The following is a 19721-nucleotide window of genomic DNA, read 5'->3' as shown; positions in this document are numbered from 1 at the left end:
GCGCGGCATGTTCCTCGATTTCTTCACCCGACTCAGGGCCGCGGGCATCCCGGTGTCCCTGGGCGAACTGCTGGATCTGCACGCGGCCCTGGATGCCGGCCTGGCGGTGGCCGATCCCGAGGCCTTCTATCTGCTGGCGCGCGCCCTGCTGGTCAAGGACGAGCGCTTCTTCGACCGTTTCGACCAGGTCTATGCAGGCGAGCTGGCCAGGTCGGAGCGTGCGCCGGATGCGCAGGCGATTCCCGCGGACTGGCTGCGGCTGGAGCTGCAGCGGCGGCTGTCTGAGGAGGATCGTCAGCGGCTGCAGGCCCTGGGTGGCCTCGATGAACTGCTCGATACCCTGCGGCAGCGTCTCGCCGAACAGCGCGAGCGGCACGCCGGCGGCAACAAATGGATCGGCACGGGCGGTACCAGTCCCTTCGGCAGCGGTGGCTACAATCCCTTCGGTGTGCGCGTGGGCGAGGCCGGTACTCGCCAGGGGCGGGCGGCCAAGGTCTGGGAGCAACGCGACTACCGCAATCTGGATGACCGCGCGCCCCTGGACCGCCGCAACCTGCAACTGGCCCTGCGCCGGCTCAGGCGCTTCGCTCGCCAGGGCGCGGCGGCGGAATTCGACCTGGAGGGGACCGTCGCGGCCACGGCGCGCGAGGGCGGGCTGCTGGACGTGCGCTATCGCCCGGAGCGCCACAACGCGACCAAGGTGCTCCTGCTGCTCGATGTCGGCGGCTCCATGGACCTGCATGTACAGCTGTGCAGCGAGCTGTTCAGCGCCTGTCGCCTGGAGTTCCGCCACCTGGAGTACTACTACTTCCACAACTGCGTCTACGAACGCGTCTGGCGGGACAATGCCCGGCGCCACGAAGAGGGGCTGGCGACCCGCGAGCTCCTGCGCCGCTATGGCGCGGACTACCGCCTGGTGATCGTCGGCGATGCCAGCATGGGGCCCTATGAGCTCACCCACCCGGGGGGTAGCGTCGAACACTGGAACGAAGAGCCCGGCGCACTCTGGATCCAGCGGCTGTGCCAGCACTTTCCGCGGGCTGCCTGGCTCAATCCCTATCCACGCGATGGCTGGGATTTCAGCACCTCCATCGGCCTGTTGCGCGAGCTGATGGGGCAGCGCATGTTCCCCCTGACCGGCGAAGGCCTGGGCGAAGCCATCCGCAGCTTGACCCGCCCATGAAAAAACCCGGCCTTGGCCGGGTTTTTTCATCGCTCGAACTCAGCGCTGGCCGTAGCGGCGCAGGGCTTCGATGCGGTCTTCCAGCGGCGGGTGGCTCATCAGCAGACCGGCCAGGCCGTTCTTCAGCGAGCCGTTGATGCCGAAGGCGTTCAGGGTGTCGGGCATCTGCACCGGGATACCCTGTTCGGCACGCAGGCGCTGCAGGGCGCCGATCATGGCATTGGGGCCGGCCAGACGCGCACCGGCTTCGTCGGCGCGGAATTCGCGTTTGCGCGAGAACCACATGACGATGATGCTGGCCAGGATACCCAGGACCAGTTCGGCGACGATGGTGGTCACGAAGTAGGCGATACCATGGCCTTCCTCGTTCTTGAAGATGGCCTTGTCGACGAAGTTGCCGAAGATCCGCGCGAAGAACATCACGAAGGTGTTCACCACGCCCTGGATCAGTGCCAGGGTCACCATGTCGCCGTTGGCAACGTGGCCGATCTCGTGGGCCAGCACCGCACGCACCTCTTCGGGCGAGAAACGCTCGAGCAGGCCCTGGCTGACCGCGACGAGGGCGTCGTTGCGGTTCCAGCCTGTGGCGAAGGCGTTGGCCTCGTAGGCCGGGAAGATGCCGACCTCGGGGGTCTTGATGCCGGCTTCGCGGGCCAGCTCTTCGACGGTCTGCAGCAGCCACTGCTCATGGCGGGTACGCGGCTGGCTGATGACCTCGGTACGGGTGCTCATCTTCGCCATCCACTTGGAGATGAACAGCGAGACCAGCGATCCGGCGAAACCGAACACGGCACAGAACACCAGCAGACTGCCATAGTTCTGACCGGTGTAGCGATCCACGCCAAGCACCTTCAAGGTGATGCTGGCAACGATCAGCACCGCCAGGTTGGTAGCCAGAAACAACAGAATGCGCATCATGGTGGGGTACAGCTCCTTACAGGTTTATCTGCCGGCTATATAAGGTTCCGTCCCGGTCCGTTCAATGTTTCCACTATTGCAAACTGTGTCGTCTGCCGGCCGATTGGGCTGGCGGCGGCCAGCGTGCGAGTGCCAGCGCCGGTTGACGCCGCCGGGGGCGCCAACCGGTGAAAGACCCGGAAATGCTTTGCCGCTACTGGGCGTAGCCGCCGAGGAAGTTGCCGATGCGGCCGATCGCCTGCTCAAGGTCATCGACGCGGGGCAGGGTGACGACACGGAAGTGGTCGGGCCAGGGCCAGTTGAAGGCGGTGCCCTGGACCACCAGCAGCTTTTCCGACAGCAGCAGGTCGAGGACGAATTTCTCGTCGTTGTGGATGGGGCAGACCTTGGGATCGATCCGCGGGAAGGCATAGAGCGCGCCCATCGGCTTCACGCAGCTGACCCCGGGGATGTCGTTGAGCAACTCCCAGGTGCGATTGCGCTGTTCCAGCAGGCGCCCGGGCGGCAGGACCAGGTCGTTGATGCTCTGGTAGCCGCCCAGCGCGGTCTGGATCGCGTGCTGCGCCGGCACGTTGGCGCACAGGCGCATGTTGGCGAGGATGTCGAGGCCTTCGATATAGCTGTGGGCGCGGTGCTTGGGCCCCGAGACGATCAGCCAGCCCGACCGGAAGCCGGCGACGCGATAGGACTTGGACAGGCCGTTGAAGGTCAGGCACAGCACGTCCGGCGCCAGGGAGGCGGTGGAGATGTGCTGGGCCTCGTCGTAGAGGATCTTGTCGTAGATCTCGTCGGAGAACAGCACCAGGTTGTGCCGCCGCGCCAGCTCGACGATGCCTTCCAGTACTTCCTTGGAGTAGACCGCACCGGTGGGGTTGTTCGGATTGATCAGCACCAGCGCCTTGGTGTTGCTGGTGATCTTGGCTTCCATGTCGGCCAGATCGGGGAACCAGCCGGCCTGTTCGTCGCACAGGTAGTGCACCGGCTTGCCGCCGGCCAGGCTGACCGCGGCGGTCCACAGCGGATAGTCCGGCGCCGGGATCAGCACCTCGTCGTTGTTGTTGAGCAGCGCCTGCATGGCCATGACGATCAGCTCGGAGACGCCATTGCCCAGGTAGATGTCTTCGATGCCGACACCCTCGATGCGCTTCTGCTGGCAATACTGCATCACCGCCTTGCGCGCGCTGAACAGGCCCTTGGAGTCGCTGTAGCCCTGGGCGGTCGGCAGATTGCGGATGACGTCCTGCAGGATCTCCTCGGGCGCCTCGAAGCCGAAGGGCGCCGGATTGCCGATGTTGAGCTTCAGGATGCGGTGGCCTTCTTCTTCGAGGCGCTTGGCATGCTTGAGGACCGGGCCGCGGATGTCGTAGCAGACATTGGCGAGCTTGTTCGACTTGGAGACCTGCATGGGGAAATGAATCCTGGAAAAGGGCGAGAAAGACTCGGCGGGGACGGACGCCGACCGGCGCTTGGCAGCATCCAGGGGCGGATGCCAGACTGAGCGGGAATCATACGGCCGCATCGCCTGTTACAAAAGATGCGCCGGCATCCAGAGAGGTCATCATGGAAAAAGTACAGCGTAGCCCGGAAGACTGGCGTGAGCGCCTGACCGACGATCAGTTTCGCGTCTGTCGCCTGGCCGCCACCGAAAGACCCTATACCGGTGCCTACTGCAACACCAAGACGCCCGGCGTCTATCACTGCGCCTGCTGCGAGCTGGCGCTGTTCGACTCCAGCACCAAGTTCGATTCCGGCTGCGGCTGGCCCAGCTATTACGCACCCATCGATGGCGAGGCAGTGCGGGAAAAGGAAGACTTCAGCCACGGCATGCACCGCGTCGAGGTGCTCTGCGCCCGCTGCGACGCCCATCTGGGCCACGTCTTCCCCGACGGTCCGCCGCCGACCGGCCTGCGCTACTGCATCAACTCGGTGGCGCTGCAGCTGCAACCCAGGGCCTCCGCGTGATCAGGGACCTCCTCAGCCTGCCGTTCGAGACCGCCGATGGCCAGCGGGCCTGCCTGGCCGACTGGCCGGCGCGGGCCTATCTGGTGGTCAACACCGCCAGCCGTTGCGGCTTCACCCGCCAGTACGACGGCCTCGAGGCGCTGCAGCAGCGCTATCTGGCCGAAGGATTGCGGGTGATCGTCTTTCCCTGCAATCAGTTCGGCGGCCAGGAGCCGGGCAGCAATGCCGAGATCCAGACCTTCTGCCTGACCCGCTTCAACGTCAGCTTTCCGGTGATGGCCAAGCTCGACGTCAATGGTGACGGTGCCCATCCGCTGTTCGTCGCGCTGAAAAAGGCAGCGCCAGGGCTGTTGGGTGGCGCGATCCGCTGGAACTTCACCAAGTTTCTCATCACGCCGGCGCAGGGGCGTGTGCAGCGCTTCGCGCCCATCACCCGTCCGTCTCAGCTGGAAAAGCATGTCCGCCAGGCGCTGGCCTCCTAGGGGGCCTCCAGCCGGGCTTTGTCTGGATGGTAAAAGTCATACGATAATGCCCGGCCTGAAGGGCGGCTGACCCGCTTTCTCTTTTCGTCGTCAAGGATCATCCCCGTGAATGCCTCCCTAGAAGACTTTCTGCTCCACGCCCGGCAGGTGCTGGAGCGCCTGGAACCCCTGTTGCCCCATCGTCGCGAACCGCTGGACTGGCAGCACTGCTATGCGGCGCGCTGGCGTCGGGAAGGCCATGGCGGCTATCTGCAGCCGCTCGAGGTCAATCTGGAACTGCGCCTGGCCGATCTGCTGGGTATCGATCGCCAGCGCGATCAACTCGCCCGCAACACCCGCCAGTTCGTGGCCGGACTGCCGGCCAACCACACGCTGCTCTGGGGCGCGCGGGGCACTGGCAAGTCATCGCTGATCCGGGCGCTGCTGGCGGAATATGCCGGCGAGGGTCTGCGGCTGATCGAAATCGAACGCGACGATCTGGCCGATCTGCCGCGCGCCGTTGAGCAACTCGCCGGTCAACCGCAGCGCTTCGTGGTGTTCTGCGATGACCTCTCCTTCGATTCCGGCAGCGACGACTACCGGGTGCTCAAGAGCGTGCTGGACGGTTCCCTGGAGCAGGCGCCGGACAACGTGGTGCTCTATGCCACCTCCAACCGCCGCCACCTGGTGGCCGAGCGGCAGAGCGACAATGCCAACTGGGAGCACGTCGACGGCGAACTACACCCCAGCGAAGCGGCCGAAGACAAGATCGCCCTGTCGGATCGTTTCGGCCTCTGGCTGTCCTTCTATCCCTTTACCCAGGATCACTACCTGGCCGTGGTGCGGCACTGGTGCGCTGCCCTGGCCGGCAAGTCCGGACTGCAGCTGGAGTGGTCGGAAGAAGCGGATCGCGAGGCCATCCGCTGGGCGTCCGGTCGCGGCAACCGCAACGGCCGCTGCGCCTATCAATTCGCCCGGCAGTGGGTCGGGCTCAAACTCTTGGAGAAAGCATGACCGTAGAACTGACGGGCGTAGGGGCCGGACTCGAGGGCTATGCCATGCTGGCCGCCCAGGTCGAAGCCCTGCTGGCCGGCGAGCGCAATCTGGTGGCCAATGCCGCCCAGCTGTCGGCCTTCATCTATCAGGAAGTACCGGACCTGAACTGGGCCGGTTTCTATTTCGTCGAGGGTGACGACCAGCTGCTGCTCGGCCCCTTCCAGGGCAAGGTGGCCTGCATGCGCATTCCCTTCAGCAAGGGCGTGTGCGGCGCGGCGGCCCGCGAGCGGCGTACCCAGCGCGTCGAGGACGTCCATGCCTTTCCCGGGCATATCGCCTGTGACGCCGCGTCGCGCAGCGAACTGGTGGTGCCGCTGGTCCAGGGCGGTCGCCTGATCGGCGTGCTGGATCTGGACAGTCCGCATCCGGCGCGCTTCAGCGCCGCGGATCAGGCCGGTATCGAAGCCCTGGTAGAGGCCTTTCTGGCCGCGACCGATTGCTGATCGACGGGCAGGGCAGGGAAGCCCTCACTCGTAGTCGTTCTTCTTGCGCCAGCTGTCGTCCTTGAGCGTCTCCACGCTGTCCGACAGCTCGTTGGCGCTGCTGCTGGCCTGCTCGGCCAGTTCGCTCTGCTGGCGTTTCACCTGGGCGATCTGCTCTTCCAGATGGGCCAGCAACCCGGTATAGCGCTCGGGTTGCTGCTGCTTGCGAATCTGCATGATCGCCCGCTCGTAGGACTGACGCGCCTGGATGTAGTGCTCGCTCTTGATCTGCTGTTCGGCCTGGTAGCGGAAGAACTCCACATAGGTCGCCGTGAGCAGATAGCGCATCTCGCCGACCCAGCGCTGCGCTTCCTGGCCGTCGAGAATGCCGATCTGGTTGGCATGGGCGACGAGTGCATGGAGCATCTCCATGTAGCCGCGGACTTCCTTGACCCGCGCCTCGGTATGCACCGGCCGGGCCGCGTTGGCGACTTCGATGTCATCGCCCTTGGCCAGGGCTTCTTCCAGTTCGGTCTTGCGCGCGGTGAGACTGGCGGAAGGGGCCTGCAGGGCGGCGAGGCGGGCGATCAGCCCCAGTTCGATGCGATGGAACAGCTGCTTCAGCGCCGGGGTCATCAGCTGCCCGGGCAGGCTGCCGCCCAGTTGGGCACAGCGCTTGATGCGGTCGGTGAGGTCGGCGACCAGGCGCTGTTTTTCCAGGCGTCCCGCTTCGAGCTTCTGGTTGACGAAGGCGATCATGATCAACAGGAGGATGCCAAGCCCCACTACCGCTGCAATCATCGTTGAGGACATGACCTTCTCCATGGTGCTTGCCCGCCGTTTGTCGTACGAGCGAAGTCGTTGATTTGAAAAGTATTTAATCAGCTATTGACGCCCAGGGTAAGGCTCCCTAGAATGCGCGCACTCCCAACGGCGGCAAGCGTCAGCCGAGTGGTAGGCCGGAGTCCTCAGGGATTCTACCTGGTCCCCTTCGTCTAGTGGCCTAGGACACCGCCCTTTCACGGCGGTAACAGGGGTTCGAGTCCCCTAGGGGACGCCAAAAATTGCGGGAATAGCTCAGTTGGTAGAGCACGACCTTGCCAAGGTCGGGGTCGCGAGTTCGAGTCTCGTTTCCCGCTCCACATACAGTCCGGTTGCCTCAGGGCAGGCGGATGCAAGGTGAAAGGCCTTGCGGAAAGAGGTTTCGTCCCCTTCGTCTAGTGGCCTAGGACACCGCCCTTTCACGGCGGTAACAGGGGTTCGAGTCCCCTAGGGGACGCCACATTGCGGGAATAGCTCAGTTGGTAGAGCACGACCTTGCCAAGGTCGGGGTCGCGAGTTCGAGTCTCGTTTCCCGCTCCAAATAAACAAAGACACCGCCTCCGGGCGGTGTTTTTGTGTGCGCGTCATTCATGCCCGCCGGACGCCCGGCACCTGGCCGGGCGCGAGCCCGTCACTGGGGCGTGTAGATCTGGTCGAAGACCCCGCCATCGGCGAAGTGGGTCTTCTGGATGCCGCTCCAGGGGCCGAATTCCTTCTGCGCATCGATCAATTCCAGCTTGGGAAAGCGATCGGCGTACTGCGCCAGGATCTGGGCGTTGCGCGGGCGCAGGAAGTTGTCCGCGGCGATCTTCTGGCCCTGGTCGGACCAGAGATACTTGAGGTATTCCTCGGCCTCGGCGCGGGTGCCCTTCTTGTCGACGACGCTGTCGACCACGCTCACCGGCGGCTCGGCCTGCACCGAGATGCTCGGATAGACCACCTCGAAGCCGCCGCGACCGAATTCCCGGGCGATCATCTCGGCTTCGTTCTCGAAGGTCACCAGGACATCGCCCTGCTGGTTCTTCATGAAGGTGGTGGTGGCGGCGCGACCGCCGGTGTCCAGGATGGGCACGTGCTTGAACAGGTCGGCGACGAAGGTGCGGGCCTTCTGCTCGTCCCCGCCCGGTTGGCGCAGCGCATAGGTCCAGGCGGAGAGGTAGGTGTAGCGACCGTTCCCGGAGGTCTTGGGGTTGGGCACGATCACCTGGACGCCGTCCTTGAGCAGATCGGACCAGTCCTGGATGCCCTTGGGGTTGCCCTGGCGGACGATGAGCACCGTGGCCGAGGTGAAGGGCGCGCTGCGATCGGGCAGGCGGGTTTCCCAGTCCTTGGGCACCAGGCCGCGATCGGCCAGGGCCTGGATGTCGGTAGCCTGGTTCATGGTGATGACGTCGGCCTGCAGGCCGTCGATGACCGCACGCGCCTGCTTGCTGGAGCCGCCATGGGACATCTGGATCACTGGGGTGTCGCCGTGCTCGGCTTTCCAGTGCGCCTGGAAGGCCGGGTTGTAGTCCTTGTAGAAGTCGCGCATGACGTCATAGGACACGTTGAGCAGCGGCGGCGCGGCCAGGACCTGGGCGCTGGCTGCCAGGGCGGCGGCGAGCAGGGGTAAGCGAAGGATTTTCATGGGGGCATCCTGCGAGTGGGGGTGCAGGACTATAGCCTGTCGGCCCGGTGGCGTGCAGAACGCCTGGAAATAAGCTCATGCGCGGCAACGGCAGGCCGGCCGCCAATGGTAGACTTTCGCCCTTTCGCCTGCGGTTGGGCACGGCGCGGTGAACAAGGGCTCCTGATATGCGGTTGAGGTCGATCAAGCTGGCGGGATTCAAATCCTTCGTCGATCCGACGACGGTGAATTTCCCGAGCAACATGGCAGCGGTGGTCGGCCCCAACGGTTGCGGCAAGTCGAACATCATCGACGCCGTGCGCTGGGTGATGGGCGAGAGCTCGGCCAAGAATCTGCGCGGCGAGTCGATGACCGACGTCATCTTCAACGGCTCCAACAGCCGCAAGCCGGTGTCCCAGGCCTCCATCGAACTGATCTTCGACAACTCCGACCACACCCTGGTGGGCGAATACGCCAGCTATGCGGAAATCTCCATCCGCCGGCGGGTGACCCGCGAAGGCCAGAACACCTATTTCCTCAACGGCACCAAGTGCCGCCGGCGCGACATCACCGACATCTTCCTCGGCACCGGCCTGGGGCCGCGCAGCTATTCGATCATCGAGCAGGGAATGATCTCCAAGCTGATCGAGGCGCGCCCGGAGGACCTGCGGCACTACATCGAGGAAGCCGCCGGCATCTCCAAGTACAAGGAGCGGCGGCGCGAGACCGAAAATCGCATTCGCCGCACCCAAGAGAATCTCGCCCGCCTGACCGACCTGCGCGAAGAGCTGGAGCGCCAGCTGGAACGGCTGCACCGCCAGGCGCAATCGGCCGAACGCTTCCAGGCGTTGAAGCAGGAGGAGCGGCAGCTCAAGGCGCAATTGCAGGCGGTGCGCTGGCGCGAGCTGGATGGCCGTGTCGAGCAGCGCGAAAAGGTGATCCGCGACCAGGAAACCGCTCTCGAAGCTCTGACCGCCGAGCAGCGCCAGGCGGACGCCGGCATCGAGCGGCTGCGCGACGGTCATCATGAGCTGAGCGAAGCCTTCAACCTGGTGCAGGGGCGCTTCTACTCCATGGGAGGTGACATCGCCCGCCTGGAGCAGACCATCCAGCATGGTCAGCAGCGTCAGCGCCAGTTGCAGGACGATCTGCGCGAAGCCGAACAGGCCCGCAGCGAAGCCGAGTCCCACCTGGAGCACGACCGGGTGCTGCTCGCCACCTTCGAAGAAGAGCTGGCGATGCTCGAACCGGAAGAAGAGGCGGCCCGGGAGCTGGGCGAGGAGGGCGGCGCCGCGCTGGAAGAGGCGGAGCTGGCGCTGGCGGACTGGCAGCAACGCTGGGAAGCGCTCAGCGCCGCGAGCGTCGAGCCGCAACGGGAGGCCGATGTGCAGCAGGCGCGCATTCGCTCCCTGGAGCAGAGCCTGGAGCGCGGCATGGAGCGGCAGCGCCGGCTGCGCGACGAGCGCACCCTGCTGGGCGAGGACGGTCCCTCCGAGCGGCTGGTCATGCTGGAAGAGCAGATCGCCGAAGACGAACTGCTGCTGGAAGGCCTGGCCGAGCAGGAATTGCAGGTCGCCGAGGGCTTGCAGCGACTGCGGGAAGAATTGCTGGGACTGGCCAATGAGCAGAGTCAGCGTCAGGGCGAATTGCAGCGGCTGGAGGGCCGTATCGCCTCGCTGGAGGCCTTGCAGCAGGCGGCGCTGGCCCCCGATACCGGCGCGGCTCAGTGGCTCGAAGCCGAGGGGCTCGCCGCGGCGCCGCAGCTGGCGGACGAGGTCCAGGTCACTCCCGGCTGGGAGCTGGCGGTGGAAACCGTCCTCGGCAGCGACCTGCAGGCGGTCTGCCTGGATGATCTGGAGGCCCTGCGTCTCGACAGCTTCGCCAGTGGCGCCCTGAATCTGGCACTGCCCGGCGCGGTGCCGGTCGCCGCGGGCAGCCTGCTCGAGCAGGTGCAGGCCCCGCGCGACCTGTCACCCTGGCTGGGTCAGGTGCTGATCGCCCACAGCTACGACGAGGCCCTGGCGCGCCGGGCGGCCCTCGCACCGGGCCAGAGTCTCATCACCCCGGAAGGCTACTGGCTCTCCCGGCACTTCTTGCGCGTGCGCCGCGCCCAGGCGGCCGAGGGCAGTGTGCTGGCGCGTGGGCGTGAACTGGAGGAATTGCAGGCACGCCGCCTGGAACTCGGCGAGGCGCTCGCCATGCAGCAAGAGCGACTGGAGGACCGTCGCGCTGCCCAGCAGCGGTTGGAAAGCGAACGCGAAGAGGCGCGGCGGCGCCAGCAGCAGGAGCAGCTGCGCCTGGCCGAATCCCGCGCCCAGCTGTCCGCGCAGCAGGCGCGGGCCGAGCAGTTGAGCATTCGTCGCCGGCAGCTGGAGGCGGAGCTCAGGGATGTCGAGCAACAGGTGGCGCGTGAGCAGGAAGAGTTGGGCGAATGCCGGTTGCGGCTGCAGGACGCTCTCGATGCCATGGCGGTGGATACCGAGCAGCGCGCGCAGCTGCAGGAGCAGCGCGACCGGCATCGCCAGGCGGTGGATTCGGCGCGGCAGCGTCAGCGCCAGGCCCAGGAACAACTCCATCAGCTGACGGTGCGGCTGACCACCCTGAGAGCCCAGCGCCAGTCGACCCTCCAGGCCTTGGAACGACTGGAATTGCAGACCGCGCGCCTCGGCGAGCGCTGCGAGCAGCTCTCGCTCAATCTGGAAGAGGGCGGCGAGCCCCTCGACGAGGTGCGGCTGCGTCTGGAGGAGTTGCTGGAGCGGCGCCTGCAGGTGGACGAGGAGATGCGCACGGCGCGCCTGGCCCTGGAAGACGCCGATCGGGAATTGCGCGATTTTGAGCGGCGGCGTCTGCAGGCGGAGCAGCAGGGGACCCTGCTGCGCGGTCAGTTGGAGCAGCATCGCCTGGAATGGCAGGGGCTGGCGACGCGGCGCAGCGGCTTCGCCGAGCAGCTGGCGGCCGATGGCTACGACCTGCCGACGGTGATCGCGACCCTACCCGCCGAGGCCAGCGAGGCCGCCTGGGAAGAGCAGCTGGAAGCGGTCGCAGCGCGGATCGCGCGACTCGGGCCGATCAACCTGGCGGCCATCGACGAATATCAGCAGCAGGCCGAGCGCAAGACCTATCTGGATGCCCAGAATGCCGATCTGGTGGAGGCGCTGGAGACGCTGGAAAGCGTCATCCGCAAGATCGATCGGGAAACCCGCAATCGCTTCAAGGACACCTTCGACCAGATCAATCACGGCCTGCAGGCGCTGTTCCCAAAAGTTTTCGGTGGCGGCAGCGCCTACCTGGAACTTACTGGGGAAGATTTACTCGATACCGGGGTTGCGATCATGGCGCGCCCGCCGGGCAAGAAGAACAGCACCATCCATTTGCTGTCGGGTGGCGAAAAGGCCCTGACGGCACTGGCGCTGGTATTTGCCATCTTCCAGTTGAATCCAGCGCCGTTCTGCATGCTCGATGAAGTGGATGCTCCTCTCGATGACGCCAACGTCGGCCGTTATGCCCGCCTGGTCAAGAGCATGTCGGAGAAGGTGCAATTCATTTACATCACGCACAACAAGATCGCCATGGAGATGGCCGATCAGTTGCTGGGTGTGACCATGCACGAACCGGGCTGTTCGCGACTGGTGGCGGTGGATGTGGAAGAGGCGGTGGCCATGGTCGATGCCTAGTACCCCACAGCCTCGTGGCTTGGCGGTGTAAAGTTGGCAGCAGTCGTGCTAGCTTATGGCCGCGCTAGCGGTAAGTGGAAAAAGCTAAGAAGAACACTGACTTGGCGTAGGTTTCGGAGGTTTTGGAAAGACCTCGCAAGCGTCGACTTTCCAAAGTTTCCCGACGGCTGTCGGTCCATTATTTTCACAGGGGTATGTCTTTTTCATGGATATGGGTCTGCGCGAGTGGCTGATCATCATCGGCGTCATCGTCATCGCCGGTATTCTGTTCGATGGTTGGCGTCGCATGAGCGGCAAGGGCAAGCTCAAGTTCAAGCTTGACCAGTCGCTGAGCAATCATCCGGATCACGAGGACGAGGATCCGGAAATCGTCGGTCCGACGCGGGTGGTAGAGCCCAAGGAGCCGTCGCTGGACGATCCGGGCGAGCCGACACCGCCACGCTCCACCCAGCGCAAGCGTCGCGAAGAACGGCGTGAAGAACCCAGTGCCGACAGCTTCGATCTGTCTGCGGGTGATGAAGGTCTGGCGGGCCTGGCGGTCGATTCCGACGAGGTGGCAACTCGGGGTCGCGACAAGCCGCGCAAGGAAAAGCCGCTGAGCAGCAAGGCGCCCGAGCGCGAGCCGGTCAGCGAGCCCGTCGGCAGCGGCAGCAGTCAGGCCGCCATGGCGCCGGTGGACGAGGTGCTGGTGATCAATGTCATCTCCCGCGACGAGAAGGGCTTCTCTGGTCCGGCACTGCTGCAGAACATCCTCGAAAGCGGGCTGCGATTCGGCGACATGGACATCTTCCATCGCCACGAGAGTATGTCGGGCAATGGCGAGGTGCTGTTCTCCATGGCCAACGCCGTGCGTCCGGGCACCTTCGACCTGGATGCCATCGACGACTTCCACACCCCGGCGGTGAGCTTCTTCCTGGGTCTGCCCGGTCCGCGTCATCCCAAGCAGGCCTTCGACCTGATGGTCGCCGCTGCGCGCAAGCTGTCCTCGGAGCTCAATGGCGAGCTGAAGGACGAGCAGCGCAGCGTGATGACCGCCCAGACCATCGAACACTACCGCCAGCGCATCGTCGACTTCGAACGCAAGAGCCTGATGCTCAAGCGTTGATCGCGCCGGAGCGAACCAAGAGCAGCCTCGGCTGCTCTTTTTGTTTGTAAGTTTTGTCGCGGCGCCGCTGGTGCCGTCAGGGCCACCCCCTGGGGTGGCGACAATGAGAGACCGCCATGACCGACGCCCAAGATGCTGTCACCCGCATCGCCGCCCTGCGCAGCGAGATCGACGCCCACAACTACCGCTACTATGTGCTGGACGAGCCGAGCGTGCCCGATGCCGAGTACGACCGGCTGTTCGGCGAACTCAAGACGCTGGAGGCCGAGCATCCCGAGCTGGTGACGCCCGACTCGCCCACCCAGAGGGTCAGCGGCTCGGCCCTGGCCGCCTTTGGCACCATCCGCCACGAGGTGCCCATGCTCAGCCTGGGCAATGCCTTCGCCGACGAGAATCTGCAGGACTTCGACCGCAGCGTCGGCAAGCGCCTGCGCGAGGAGTTCGGCGAGACCGACTTCGCCGGGCCGGATTCCGGTGTCGAGTACACCTGCGAGCCCAAGCTCGATGGCCTGGCGGTCAGCCTGCTGTACGAGGCAGGGGTGCTGACCCGCGGCGCCACCCGCGGCGACGGCACCACCGGGGAGGACATCACCGCCAATGTGCGCACCATCCGCAACATCCCGCTGCGCCTGCAGGGCGAGGGCTGGCCGACGGTGCTGGAGGTGCGCGGCGAAGTGTTCATGTCCCGCGCCGGCTTCGAGGCGCTCAATGCCCGGGCCATGGAGAGCGGCGGCAAGACCTTCGCCAATCCGCGCAACGCCGCAGCTGGCAGCCTGCGTCAGCTGGATTCGCGGATCACCGCCCAGCGGCCGCTGGAGTTCTGCTGCTACGGTTTCGGGCGAGTCGAGGGCGGGACACTGCCGGAGACCCAGTACGACATCCTGCAGCGGCTGCGTGACTGGGGCATTCCCATCAGTCGCGAGTTGCGCAAGGTACAGGGCGCGGAAGGCTGCCGCGCCTACTACCAGGACATCGGCCAGCGCCGCGATACCCTGACCTACGAAATCGACGGCGTGGTCTACAAGGTCAACCGCCTGGACTGGCAGGGCGAGCTGGGTTTCCGCGCCCGCGAGCCGCGCTGGGCCCTGGCGCACAAGTTTCCGGCGCGCGAAGAGCTGACCGAATTGCTCAACGTCGAATTCCAGGTGGGGCGCACCGGTGCCATCACCCCGGTAGCCCGCCTCAAGCCGGTACAGGTGGCCGGCGTCACCGTGACCAATGCCACCCTGCACAACATGGACGAGATCGCCCGGCTGGGCGTGATGATCGGCGACAGCGTCATCGTGCGTCGCGCCGGGGACGTCATTCCGCAGATCATGCAGGTGGTGCCGGAACGGCGGCCGGCGAATGCGCGCCCGGTGGAGATCCCCACCCACTGTCCGGTGTGCGGGTCGGCGGTGGAGCGTACCCAGCTGATCAAGCGCGGCAAGGGCAAGGAGTCGGTGAGCGAGGGCGCGGTCTATCGCTGCGTCGGCCGGCTGGCCTGCCAGGCGCAACTCAAGCAGGCAATCATCCATTTCGCCTCGCGGCGGGCGATGGACATCGACGGCCTGGGCGATCGTATCGTCGAGCAACTGGTGGATCGCGCGCTGGTGAAATCGCCGGCGGATCTCTACACCCTGACCTACGAGCAGGTGGTCGAACTGGAAGGCTTCGCCGAGGTGTCCAGTCGCAACCTGCTGGCCGCCATCGAGGCCAGCCGCCGGCCAGCGCTGGCGCGCTTCATCTTCGCCCTGGGCATCCCCGAGGTGGGGGAGGAGACCGCCAAGCGCCTGGCACGCGCCCTGGGCAGTCTGCAGCGCATCCGCGAGGCCCTGCCGGAGGTGCTGGTCTATCTGCCGGACATCGGGCCCGAGGTGGCCTTCGAGATTCACAACTTCTTCCAGTCCGCGCACAACCGCGACGTGCTGGAGGCGCTGCTGGCCAACGGCATCGAGCTGGCCGACGAGGAGGAGGTGCATGCCGAATTTTCCGGCTACGCGGCCTTTGCCGATTTCCTCGACCAGTTGCACATTCCCTACCTGGGCAAGACCGGCGCCAAGACCCTGGCCGCGGCCTTTCCCAGCCTGGCGGCCCTGATCGAAGGCTCGCAGGACTGGCTGACCTTCAAGACCCTGTCCGGCCTCAACGAGAGAGCCAAGCAGGGGCTGCGCGAGTACTTCGCCGAGGCGGACCACGTCGCTCAGGCGCTGGCCATCGAGGCGCAGCTCAAGGCCTTCGGCATGCATTGGGAAAGTACCCGGCAGGCGGTGCAGGGTTTGCCGTTCGCCGGCCAGACCTGGGTGCTTACCGGAACCCTGGAGGCCATGAGTCGCGACGAGGCCAAGGAGCGCCTGGAAGCCCTGGGCGCCAAGGTGTCGGGGTCGGTGTCGGCCAAAACCGCCGTGGTGGTCGCAGGGCCAGGGGCGGGTTCCAAGCTGACCAAGGCGAACGAACTGGGGGTCAAGGTGCTGGACGAGGATGCCTTCCTGCAGATCCTCGAGGCGCAAGGCGTCCGCTAGCGCCAGGGATCAGGCCCGCAAGGGTCTGATCTTCACTCCTTCTGCCAATAACTGCAGGCGTTGTTGGTTATAACGAAGCGGTAATAAAGACGTACCCATATTTGTCGCTTCGTTTAAAAACTGCTTTAAGGCAGTGCCAAGGCAATAACTGAAAAAATAAGGCTTCGTTTGGTTTAAGCGAAGCCTTATTTATCGGCCATAATAATTTCCAGGTTCAAGCGGAACGCGTGGCGGGTTCGCTCGCACGTTGTTCTTTTTCGAGAACTTCTTCCACGGCGATAGCCGCCTTGGCCGTCTGGCGATAGCCATGGGGATTGAGCGACTGCCAGCGCCAGGCATCTTCCAGCATGGTGGCGAGGCTGCGTTCGGCGCGCCAACCCAGTTCCTGCCAAGCCTTTTCCGGATCGGCCCAGCACTGGGCCACGTCCCCCGCGCGTCGCGGGGCGAAGTGACAGGGGATGTCGCGGCCCAGTTGCTGTTCCAGGGTCGCCACCACCTCCTTGACCGAATGTCCGCGTCCGGTGCCCAGGTTCCAAGTCGAAACCCCGGGGCGCTCGGCCAGGGCGTTCAGCGCCGCCAGATGACCGCGGGCCAGGTCCTGGACATGGATGTAGTCGCGCACGCCGGTGCCGTCCGGCGTCGGGTAGTTGTCGCCGTAGACATCCAGCCATGGCCGGCGACCATTGGCCACCTGCAGCAGATAGGGCACCAGGTTGTTGGGCGTGCCCTGAGGGTCTTCGCCGATCAGTCCGGAGGGATGGGCGCCGATGGGATTGAAGTAGCGCAGCACGGCGATGGACCAGCGCGGATCGGCCCCGGCCAGCCCGCGCAGCACCTGCTCGGCCATGAGTTTCGACTGGCCATAGGGGTTGGTCGGCTCGGCAGTCGGGCAGCTTTCGCTGATGGGTGGAATGCAGTGACCGTAGACGGTGGCGGAAGAGCTGAAGACCAGCTGGTGCACCCCGGCGGCGGCCATGGCCTGGCAGAGCACCAGGGTGCCGCCGACGTTGTTGTCGAAATAGCGCAGGGGGTGCTGCACGCTCTCGCCGACCGCCTTGAGTCCGGCGAAATGCAGGACCCCGGTGATCGGCAGCTCCTGAAACAGCCGATCCAGGAGGGCGCGATCCCGGACGTCCCCGCGCACGAAGACAGGCGCCCGCCCGGCGAGCGTGGTAAGGCGCTGCACGGCCTCCACCCGGCTGTTGACCAGGTTGTCCAGTATCACCACCTCATGGCCCGCACGGAGCAGCTCCAGCGTCGTATGAGAACCTATGTAGCCTGCGCCGCCCGTGATCATCAACATGCAACCGTCCTCACCAAGCCTGTAGCCATTAATTCGAAATAACTGTTTCGTGCAGACTCGAGTGCAACTAACGCTTCGCTTCAATTATTTTCGAGCGAAGCGTTAGTTATGCCAATTCATCGAGCAGACGTTGTTCTGAAGTTGAATGAGGATATTGGTTCTAGCGAAGCGGAAGTTCATCGACAAAGTTATGAACCCTTGCCAATTGGATAAGTCGATAACGTTGCTCGATATCGCGCAGTCAGACTGCCGATACCTTCGGGACGGTCTCTGGACGTTTTGCAAGTTGCCAAAGCGCCGGCCGAGGCGCGGCTGTTGTGCCGCCTTCGGCCAGGCGTTCGATCTCACAGGAGCACACCATGAGTTGGGCCGGCCCCCATACCGAAACGATCGGCAAGACCAAACAGCCCGCGCGCGTTGCGGAGCGCCCCCTGGATCCCGCCAGGCCGCTGCTGCTATGCCTGGCCCATTTGCGCTGGAGCTTCGTCTACCAGCGTCCGCAGCACGAGATGGTGCGCTTCGCCGAGCACTACAACGTGCTCTATTGCGAAGAGCCGCTGGATGCCACGGATGGCCGGTCGCACCTCGAGGTGCGGGTGGAGGAGAACGGCGTGCGGGTACTGGTGCCTCATCTGCCTCGCTGCCTGTCCGCGGAAGCCCGAGCCTGCGCCCAGCAGGAACTGCTGCAGACCTATCTGCAGGAGTTGCGGCAACCGGTGGCGGTGGCCTGGTATTTCACGCCCATGGCGCTGGACTATGCCAGCGAGATCCCGGCGCAGACCCTGGTCTACGACTGCATGGACGAACTCTCGGCCTTTCGCGGCGCCCCCCCGGCCCTGCTGCAGCGGGAGCGGGAATTGCTGCAGCGCGCCGACCTGGTGTTTACCGGGGGCTACAGCCTCTACGAGGCCAAGCGTGACCGCCATCCGCGGGTCTTTCCCTTTCCCAGCAGCGTGGACGTGGCGCACTTCGGTCAGGCTCGCGCGGCCCTGCCGGAGCCTGCAGACCAGGCCGGTCTGGCGCGGCCGCGGCTGGGCTTCTATGGCGTGATCGACGAACGCCTGGATCTCGACCTGCTGGCCGCGGTGGCGCGGCTGCGTCCCCAGTGGCAGTGGCTGATCCTGGGCCCGGTGGTCAAGATCGATCCGGCCAGCCTGCCGCAGCTGCCCAATCTGCATTACCTGGGCGGTAAGACCTATGACGAGTTGCCGGCCTATCTGGCGGGCTGGGACGTGGCCCTGATGCCCTTTGCCCTCAACGAGGCGACACGTTTCATCAGCCCGACCAAGACGCCCGAGTACCTGGCCGGCGGCTGCCCGGTGGTGTCGACGCCCATCACCGATGTGGTGCGCACCTATGGCGACAGCGGCGTGGTCTGGATCGCCGAAGGCGCCGAGGCCTTTGTCGCTGCCTGCGAGGCGGCCCTGGCCAGTCAAGATCAGCGCGAAGCCTTTCTGGCGCGCGCCGATGCCCTGCTGACCGGGATGTCCTGGGACAGCACCTGTGACCTGATGCGGGAGAAGATCCAATGGCGGTAACGGCGCTTGAGCGTTTCGACTATCTGATCGTGGGGGCCGGTTTCGCCGGTAGCGTGCTGGCGGAACGGCTGGCCGCGGGGCTGGGAAAGCGCGTGCTGGTGGTGGATCGGCGCCCGCACATTGGCGGCAATGCCTTTGATCACTATGACGATGCCGGGGTGCTGGTGCACCGCTATGGTCCGCACATCTTCCACACCAATTCCCAGCGCATCGTCGACTACCTCTCGCGCTTCACCGAGTGGCGGCCCTACGAGCACCGGGTCCTGGCCGACGTCGCGGGTCAGCAGGTGCCCATCCCGATCAACCTGACCACCCTCAATCGCCTCTATGGCCTGGAGCTGGACGAGCAAGGCGCCGAAGCCTTTCTCGCCGCCCGCGCCGAGCCGGTCGAAGACATCCGCACTTCCGAGGACGTGGTGATCAACCAGGTCGGGCGCGAACTCTACGAGACCTTCTTTCGCGGCTATACCCGCAAGCAGTGGGGACTGGATCCGTCGCAACTGGACCGCTCGGTGACGGCGCGGGTGCCGACCCGGACCACCACCGACGATCGCTACTTCGGCGACACCTTCCAGCAGATGCCCCTGCATGGCTTCACCCGGATGTTCGAGCGCATGCTGGATCACCCCAACATCAAGGTGATGGTCAACACCGACTACCGCGAGATCCGCGAACTGATCCCCCATGAGCACCTGGTCTACAGCGGCCCGATCGACGAATTCTTCGACTATCGCTTCGGCCGCCTGCCGTATCGTTCCCTGACCTTCAAGCACGAGACGCGCGATACGCCGCGCTTCCAGCCAGTGGCGGTGGTCAACTATCCCAGCGAAGCGGTGCCCTACACCCGCATCACCGAGTACAAGCACCTCACCGGCCAGACCCACGAGCGCACCAGCCTGACCTACGAATATCCCAGCGCGGAGGGCGAGCCCTATTATCCGATTCCACGCCCGGAAAACGCCGAGCTGTACCGGCGCTACCAGCACCTGGCCGAGGCGACCCCTAATGTCATCTTCATCGGCCGTCTGGGGACCTATCGCTACTACAACATGGACCAGGTGGTGGGTCAGGCGCTGGCCGCCTACAAGCGCATCGAGGAGGCGGAGCTCGGGCCGGCGGCGGGGGAGAGCGCCGAACACCACGAAAGCCTGGCAAGGCAGGCCCCATGAG

General features: G+C 65.1%; 15 protein-coding genes and 4 tRNA genes. 14 read left to right on the top strand and 5 right to left on the bottom strand.

The annotated features are described in order from the left end of the window. Positions 1–7 precede the first annotated feature (7 nt). On the top strand, positions 8–1183 hold the full coding sequence (locus EC839_RS14995) for a VWA domain-containing protein (RefSeq protein ID WP_007162228.1): 1176 nt from the start codon (positions 8–10) through the stop codon (positions 1181–1183). Positions 1184–1222: 39 nt separating this feature from the next. Here the strand turns inward: EC839_RS14995 and htpX are convergent, their stop codons facing one another. Together htpX and EC839_RS14985 are read right to left on the bottom strand one after the other, a co-directional pair. Further along, the gene (htpX, locus tag EC839_RS14990; RefSeq protein ID WP_007162229.1) at positions 1223–2101 is read right to left on the bottom strand and encodes a protease HtpX; all 879 of its coding nucleotides are present in this window, start codon (positions 2099–2101) and stop codon (positions 1223–1225) included. 193 nt (positions 2102–2294) lie between these two features. After that, positions 2295–3506 (bottom strand): pyridoxal phosphate-dependent aminotransferase, encoded by a 1212-nt coding sequence (locus EC839_RS14985; RefSeq protein WP_007162230.1) that lies wholly within the window; start codon positions 3504–3506, stop codon positions 2295–2297. A gap of 155 nt (positions 3507–3661) precedes the next feature. On the opposite strand from EC839_RS14985, the gene msrB reads away from it, so the two are divergent. The 4 genes from msrB (at position 3662) to EC839_RS14965 (ending at position 6023) form a co-directional block, all read left to right on the top strand. Continuing rightward, entirely contained in the window at positions 3662–4063 is a 402-nt protein-coding gene (gene msrB / locus EC839_RS14980) for a peptide-methionine (R)-S-oxide reductase MsrB (protein WP_007162231.1), read from the top strand. Next, positions 4060–4545, top strand: a complete 486-nt coding sequence (locus EC839_RS14975) for a glutathione peroxidase (RefSeq protein ID WP_007162232.1) — start codon at positions 4060–4062, stop codon at positions 4543–4545. The genes msrB and EC839_RS14975 overlap by 4 nt, the downstream gene beginning before the upstream one ends. 105 nt (positions 4546–4650) lie before the next feature. Continuing rightward, complete coding sequence (locus EC839_RS14970; protein ID WP_007162233.1) at positions 4651–5538, top strand: ATP-binding protein; 888 nt, start codon at positions 4651–4653, stop codon at positions 5536–5538. After that, the gene (locus EC839_RS14965) at positions 5535–6023 is read left to right on the top strand and encodes a GAF domain-containing protein (RefSeq protein ID WP_027601224.1); all 489 of its coding nucleotides are present in this window, start codon (positions 5535–5537) and stop codon (positions 6021–6023) included. The genes EC839_RS14970 and EC839_RS14965 overlap by 4 nt, the downstream gene beginning before the upstream one ends. Positions 6024–6047: 24 nt before the next feature. On the opposite strand, the gene EC839_RS14960 is transcribed toward EC839_RS14965, so the two are convergent. Further along, complete coding sequence (locus EC839_RS14960) at positions 6048–6815, bottom strand: hypothetical protein (protein WP_256681072.1); 768 nt, start codon at positions 6813–6815, stop codon at positions 6048–6050. Between the two features lie 171 nt (positions 6816–6986). Here EC839_RS14960 and EC839_RS14955 point away from each other — a divergent pair. The 4 genes from EC839_RS14955 to EC839_RS14940 all read left to right on the top strand — a co-directional run bounded on the left by EC839_RS14955 (position 6987) and on the right by EC839_RS14940 (position 7364). Continuing rightward, a tRNA-Glu gene (locus tag EC839_RS14955) sits at positions 6987–7062 on the top strand. Between the two features lie 6 nt (positions 7063–7068). Then, positions 7069–7144 (top strand) — tRNA-Gly (locus tag EC839_RS14950). 64 nt (positions 7145–7208) lie between these two features. Then, positions 7209–7284 (top strand) — tRNA-Glu (locus EC839_RS14945). A gap of 4 nt (positions 7285–7288) precedes the next feature. Continuing rightward, positions 7289–7364, top strand: a tRNA-Gly gene (locus EC839_RS14940). Positions 7365–7455: 91 nt separating this feature from the next. On the opposite strand, the gene EC839_RS14935 is transcribed toward EC839_RS14940, so the two are convergent. After that, positions 7456–8451 (bottom strand): sulfate ABC transporter substrate-binding protein, encoded by a 996-nt coding sequence (locus EC839_RS14935; RefSeq protein ID WP_007162236.1) that lies wholly within the window; start codon positions 8449–8451, stop codon positions 7456–7458. A gap of 167 nt (positions 8452–8618) precedes the next feature. Between EC839_RS14935 and smc the strand changes: the two genes are divergently transcribed. From smc to ligA, 3 genes are all read left to right on the top strand, one after another. Beyond that, the gene (smc, locus tag EC839_RS14930) at positions 8619–12104 is read left to right on the top strand and encodes a chromosome segregation protein SMC (protein WP_007162237.1); all 3486 of its coding nucleotides are present in this window, start codon (positions 8619–8621) and stop codon (positions 12102–12104) included. A gap of 205 nt (positions 12105–12309) precedes the next feature. Continuing rightward, on the top strand, positions 12310–13209 hold the full coding sequence (gene zipA / locus EC839_RS14925; RefSeq protein ID WP_007162238.1) for a cell division protein ZipA: 900 nt from the start codon (positions 12310–12312) through the stop codon (positions 13207–13209). Between the two features lie 116 nt (positions 13210–13325). Then, positions 13326–15710, top strand: coding sequence for an NAD-dependent DNA ligase LigA (gene ligA, locus EC839_RS14920; RefSeq protein ID WP_132832730.1), 2385 nt, complete (start codon positions 13326–13328; stop codon positions 15708–15710). Positions 15711–15924: 214 nt separating this feature from the next. Here the strand turns inward: ligA and galE are convergent, their stop codons facing one another. Next, positions 15925–17013, bottom strand: a complete 1089-nt coding sequence (gene galE / locus EC839_RS14915) for a UDP-glucose 4-epimerase GalE (protein ID WP_007162240.1) — start codon at positions 17011–17013, stop codon at positions 15925–15927. Positions 17014–17372: 359 nt separating this feature from the next. Here galE and EC839_RS14910 point away from each other — a divergent pair, with 359 nt between their 5' ends. Together EC839_RS14910 and glf are read left to right on the top strand one after the other, a co-directional pair. After that, on the top strand, positions 17373–18551 hold the full coding sequence (locus EC839_RS14910; RefSeq protein WP_132832729.1) for a glycosyltransferase family 1 protein: 1179 nt from the start codon (positions 17373–17375) through the stop codon (positions 18549–18551). Further along, complete coding sequence (gene glf, locus EC839_RS14905) at positions 18542–19720, top strand: UDP-galactopyranose mutase (RefSeq protein ID WP_007162241.1); 1179 nt, start codon at positions 18542–18544, stop codon at positions 19718–19720. The genes EC839_RS14910 and glf overlap by 10 nt, the downstream gene beginning before the upstream one ends. Position 19721: the final 1 nt, after the last annotated feature.

It is taken from the genome of Pseudomonas sp. JUb52, assembly GCF_004341115.1.
Taxonomy (GTDB): Bacteria; Pseudomonadota; Gammaproteobacteria; order Pseudomonadales; family Pseudomonadaceae; genus Chryseomonas; species Chryseomonas oryzihabitans.
The sequence above is the reverse complement of the archived record's forward strand: the minus strand, read 5'-3'. Positions and strand labels throughout refer to the sequence as shown.

Bases quoted from the DNA above. Each gene is read 5' to 3' on its own strand.
- EC839_RS14995 (WP_007162228.1), top strand. From the start codon at position 8: ATGTTCCTCGATTTCTTCACCCGACTCAGGGCCGCGGGCATCCCGGTG.
- htpX (WP_007162229.1), bottom strand. From the start codon at position 2,101: ATGATGCGCATTCTGTTGTTTCTGGCTACCAACCTGGCGGTGCTGATC.
- EC839_RS14985 (WP_007162230.1), bottom strand. From the start codon at position 3,506: ATGCAGGTCTCCAAGTCGAACAAGCTCGCCAATGTCTGCTACGACATC.
- msrB (WP_007162231.1), top strand. From the start codon at position 3,662: ATGGAAAAAGTACAGCGTAGCCCGGAAGACTGGCGTGAGCGCCTGACC.
- EC839_RS14965 (WP_027601224.1), top strand. From the start codon at position 5,535: ATGACCGTAGAACTGACGGGCGTAGGGGCCGGACTCGAGGGCTATGCC.
- EC839_RS14960 (WP_256681072.1), bottom strand. From the start codon at position 6,815: ATGTCCTCAACGATGATTGCAGCGGTAGTGGGGCTTGGCATCCTCCTG.
- EC839_RS14935 (WP_007162236.1), bottom strand. From the start codon at position 8,451: ATGAAAATCCTTCGCTTACCCCTGCTCGCCGCCGCCCTGGCAGCCAGC.
- smc (WP_007162237.1), top strand. From the start codon at position 8,619: ATGCGGTTGAGGTCGATCAAGCTGGCGGGATTCAAATCCTTCGTCGAT.
- zipA (WP_007162238.1), top strand. From the start codon at position 12,310: ATGGATATGGGTCTGCGCGAGTGGCTGATCATCATCGGCGTCATCGTC.
- ligA (WP_132832730.1), top strand. From the start codon at position 13,326: ATGACCGACGCCCAAGATGCTGTCACCCGCATCGCCGCCCTGCGCAGC.
- galE (WP_007162240.1), bottom strand. From the start codon at position 17,013: ATGTTGATGATCACGGGCGGCGCAGGCTACATAGGTTCTCATACGACG.
- EC839_RS14910 (WP_132832729.1), top strand. From the start codon at position 17,373: ATGAGTTGGGCCGGCCCCCATACCGAAACGATCGGCAAGACCAAACAG.
- glf (WP_007162241.1), top strand. From the start codon at position 18,542: ATGGCGGTAACGGCGCTTGAGCGTTTCGACTATCTGATCGTGGGGGCC.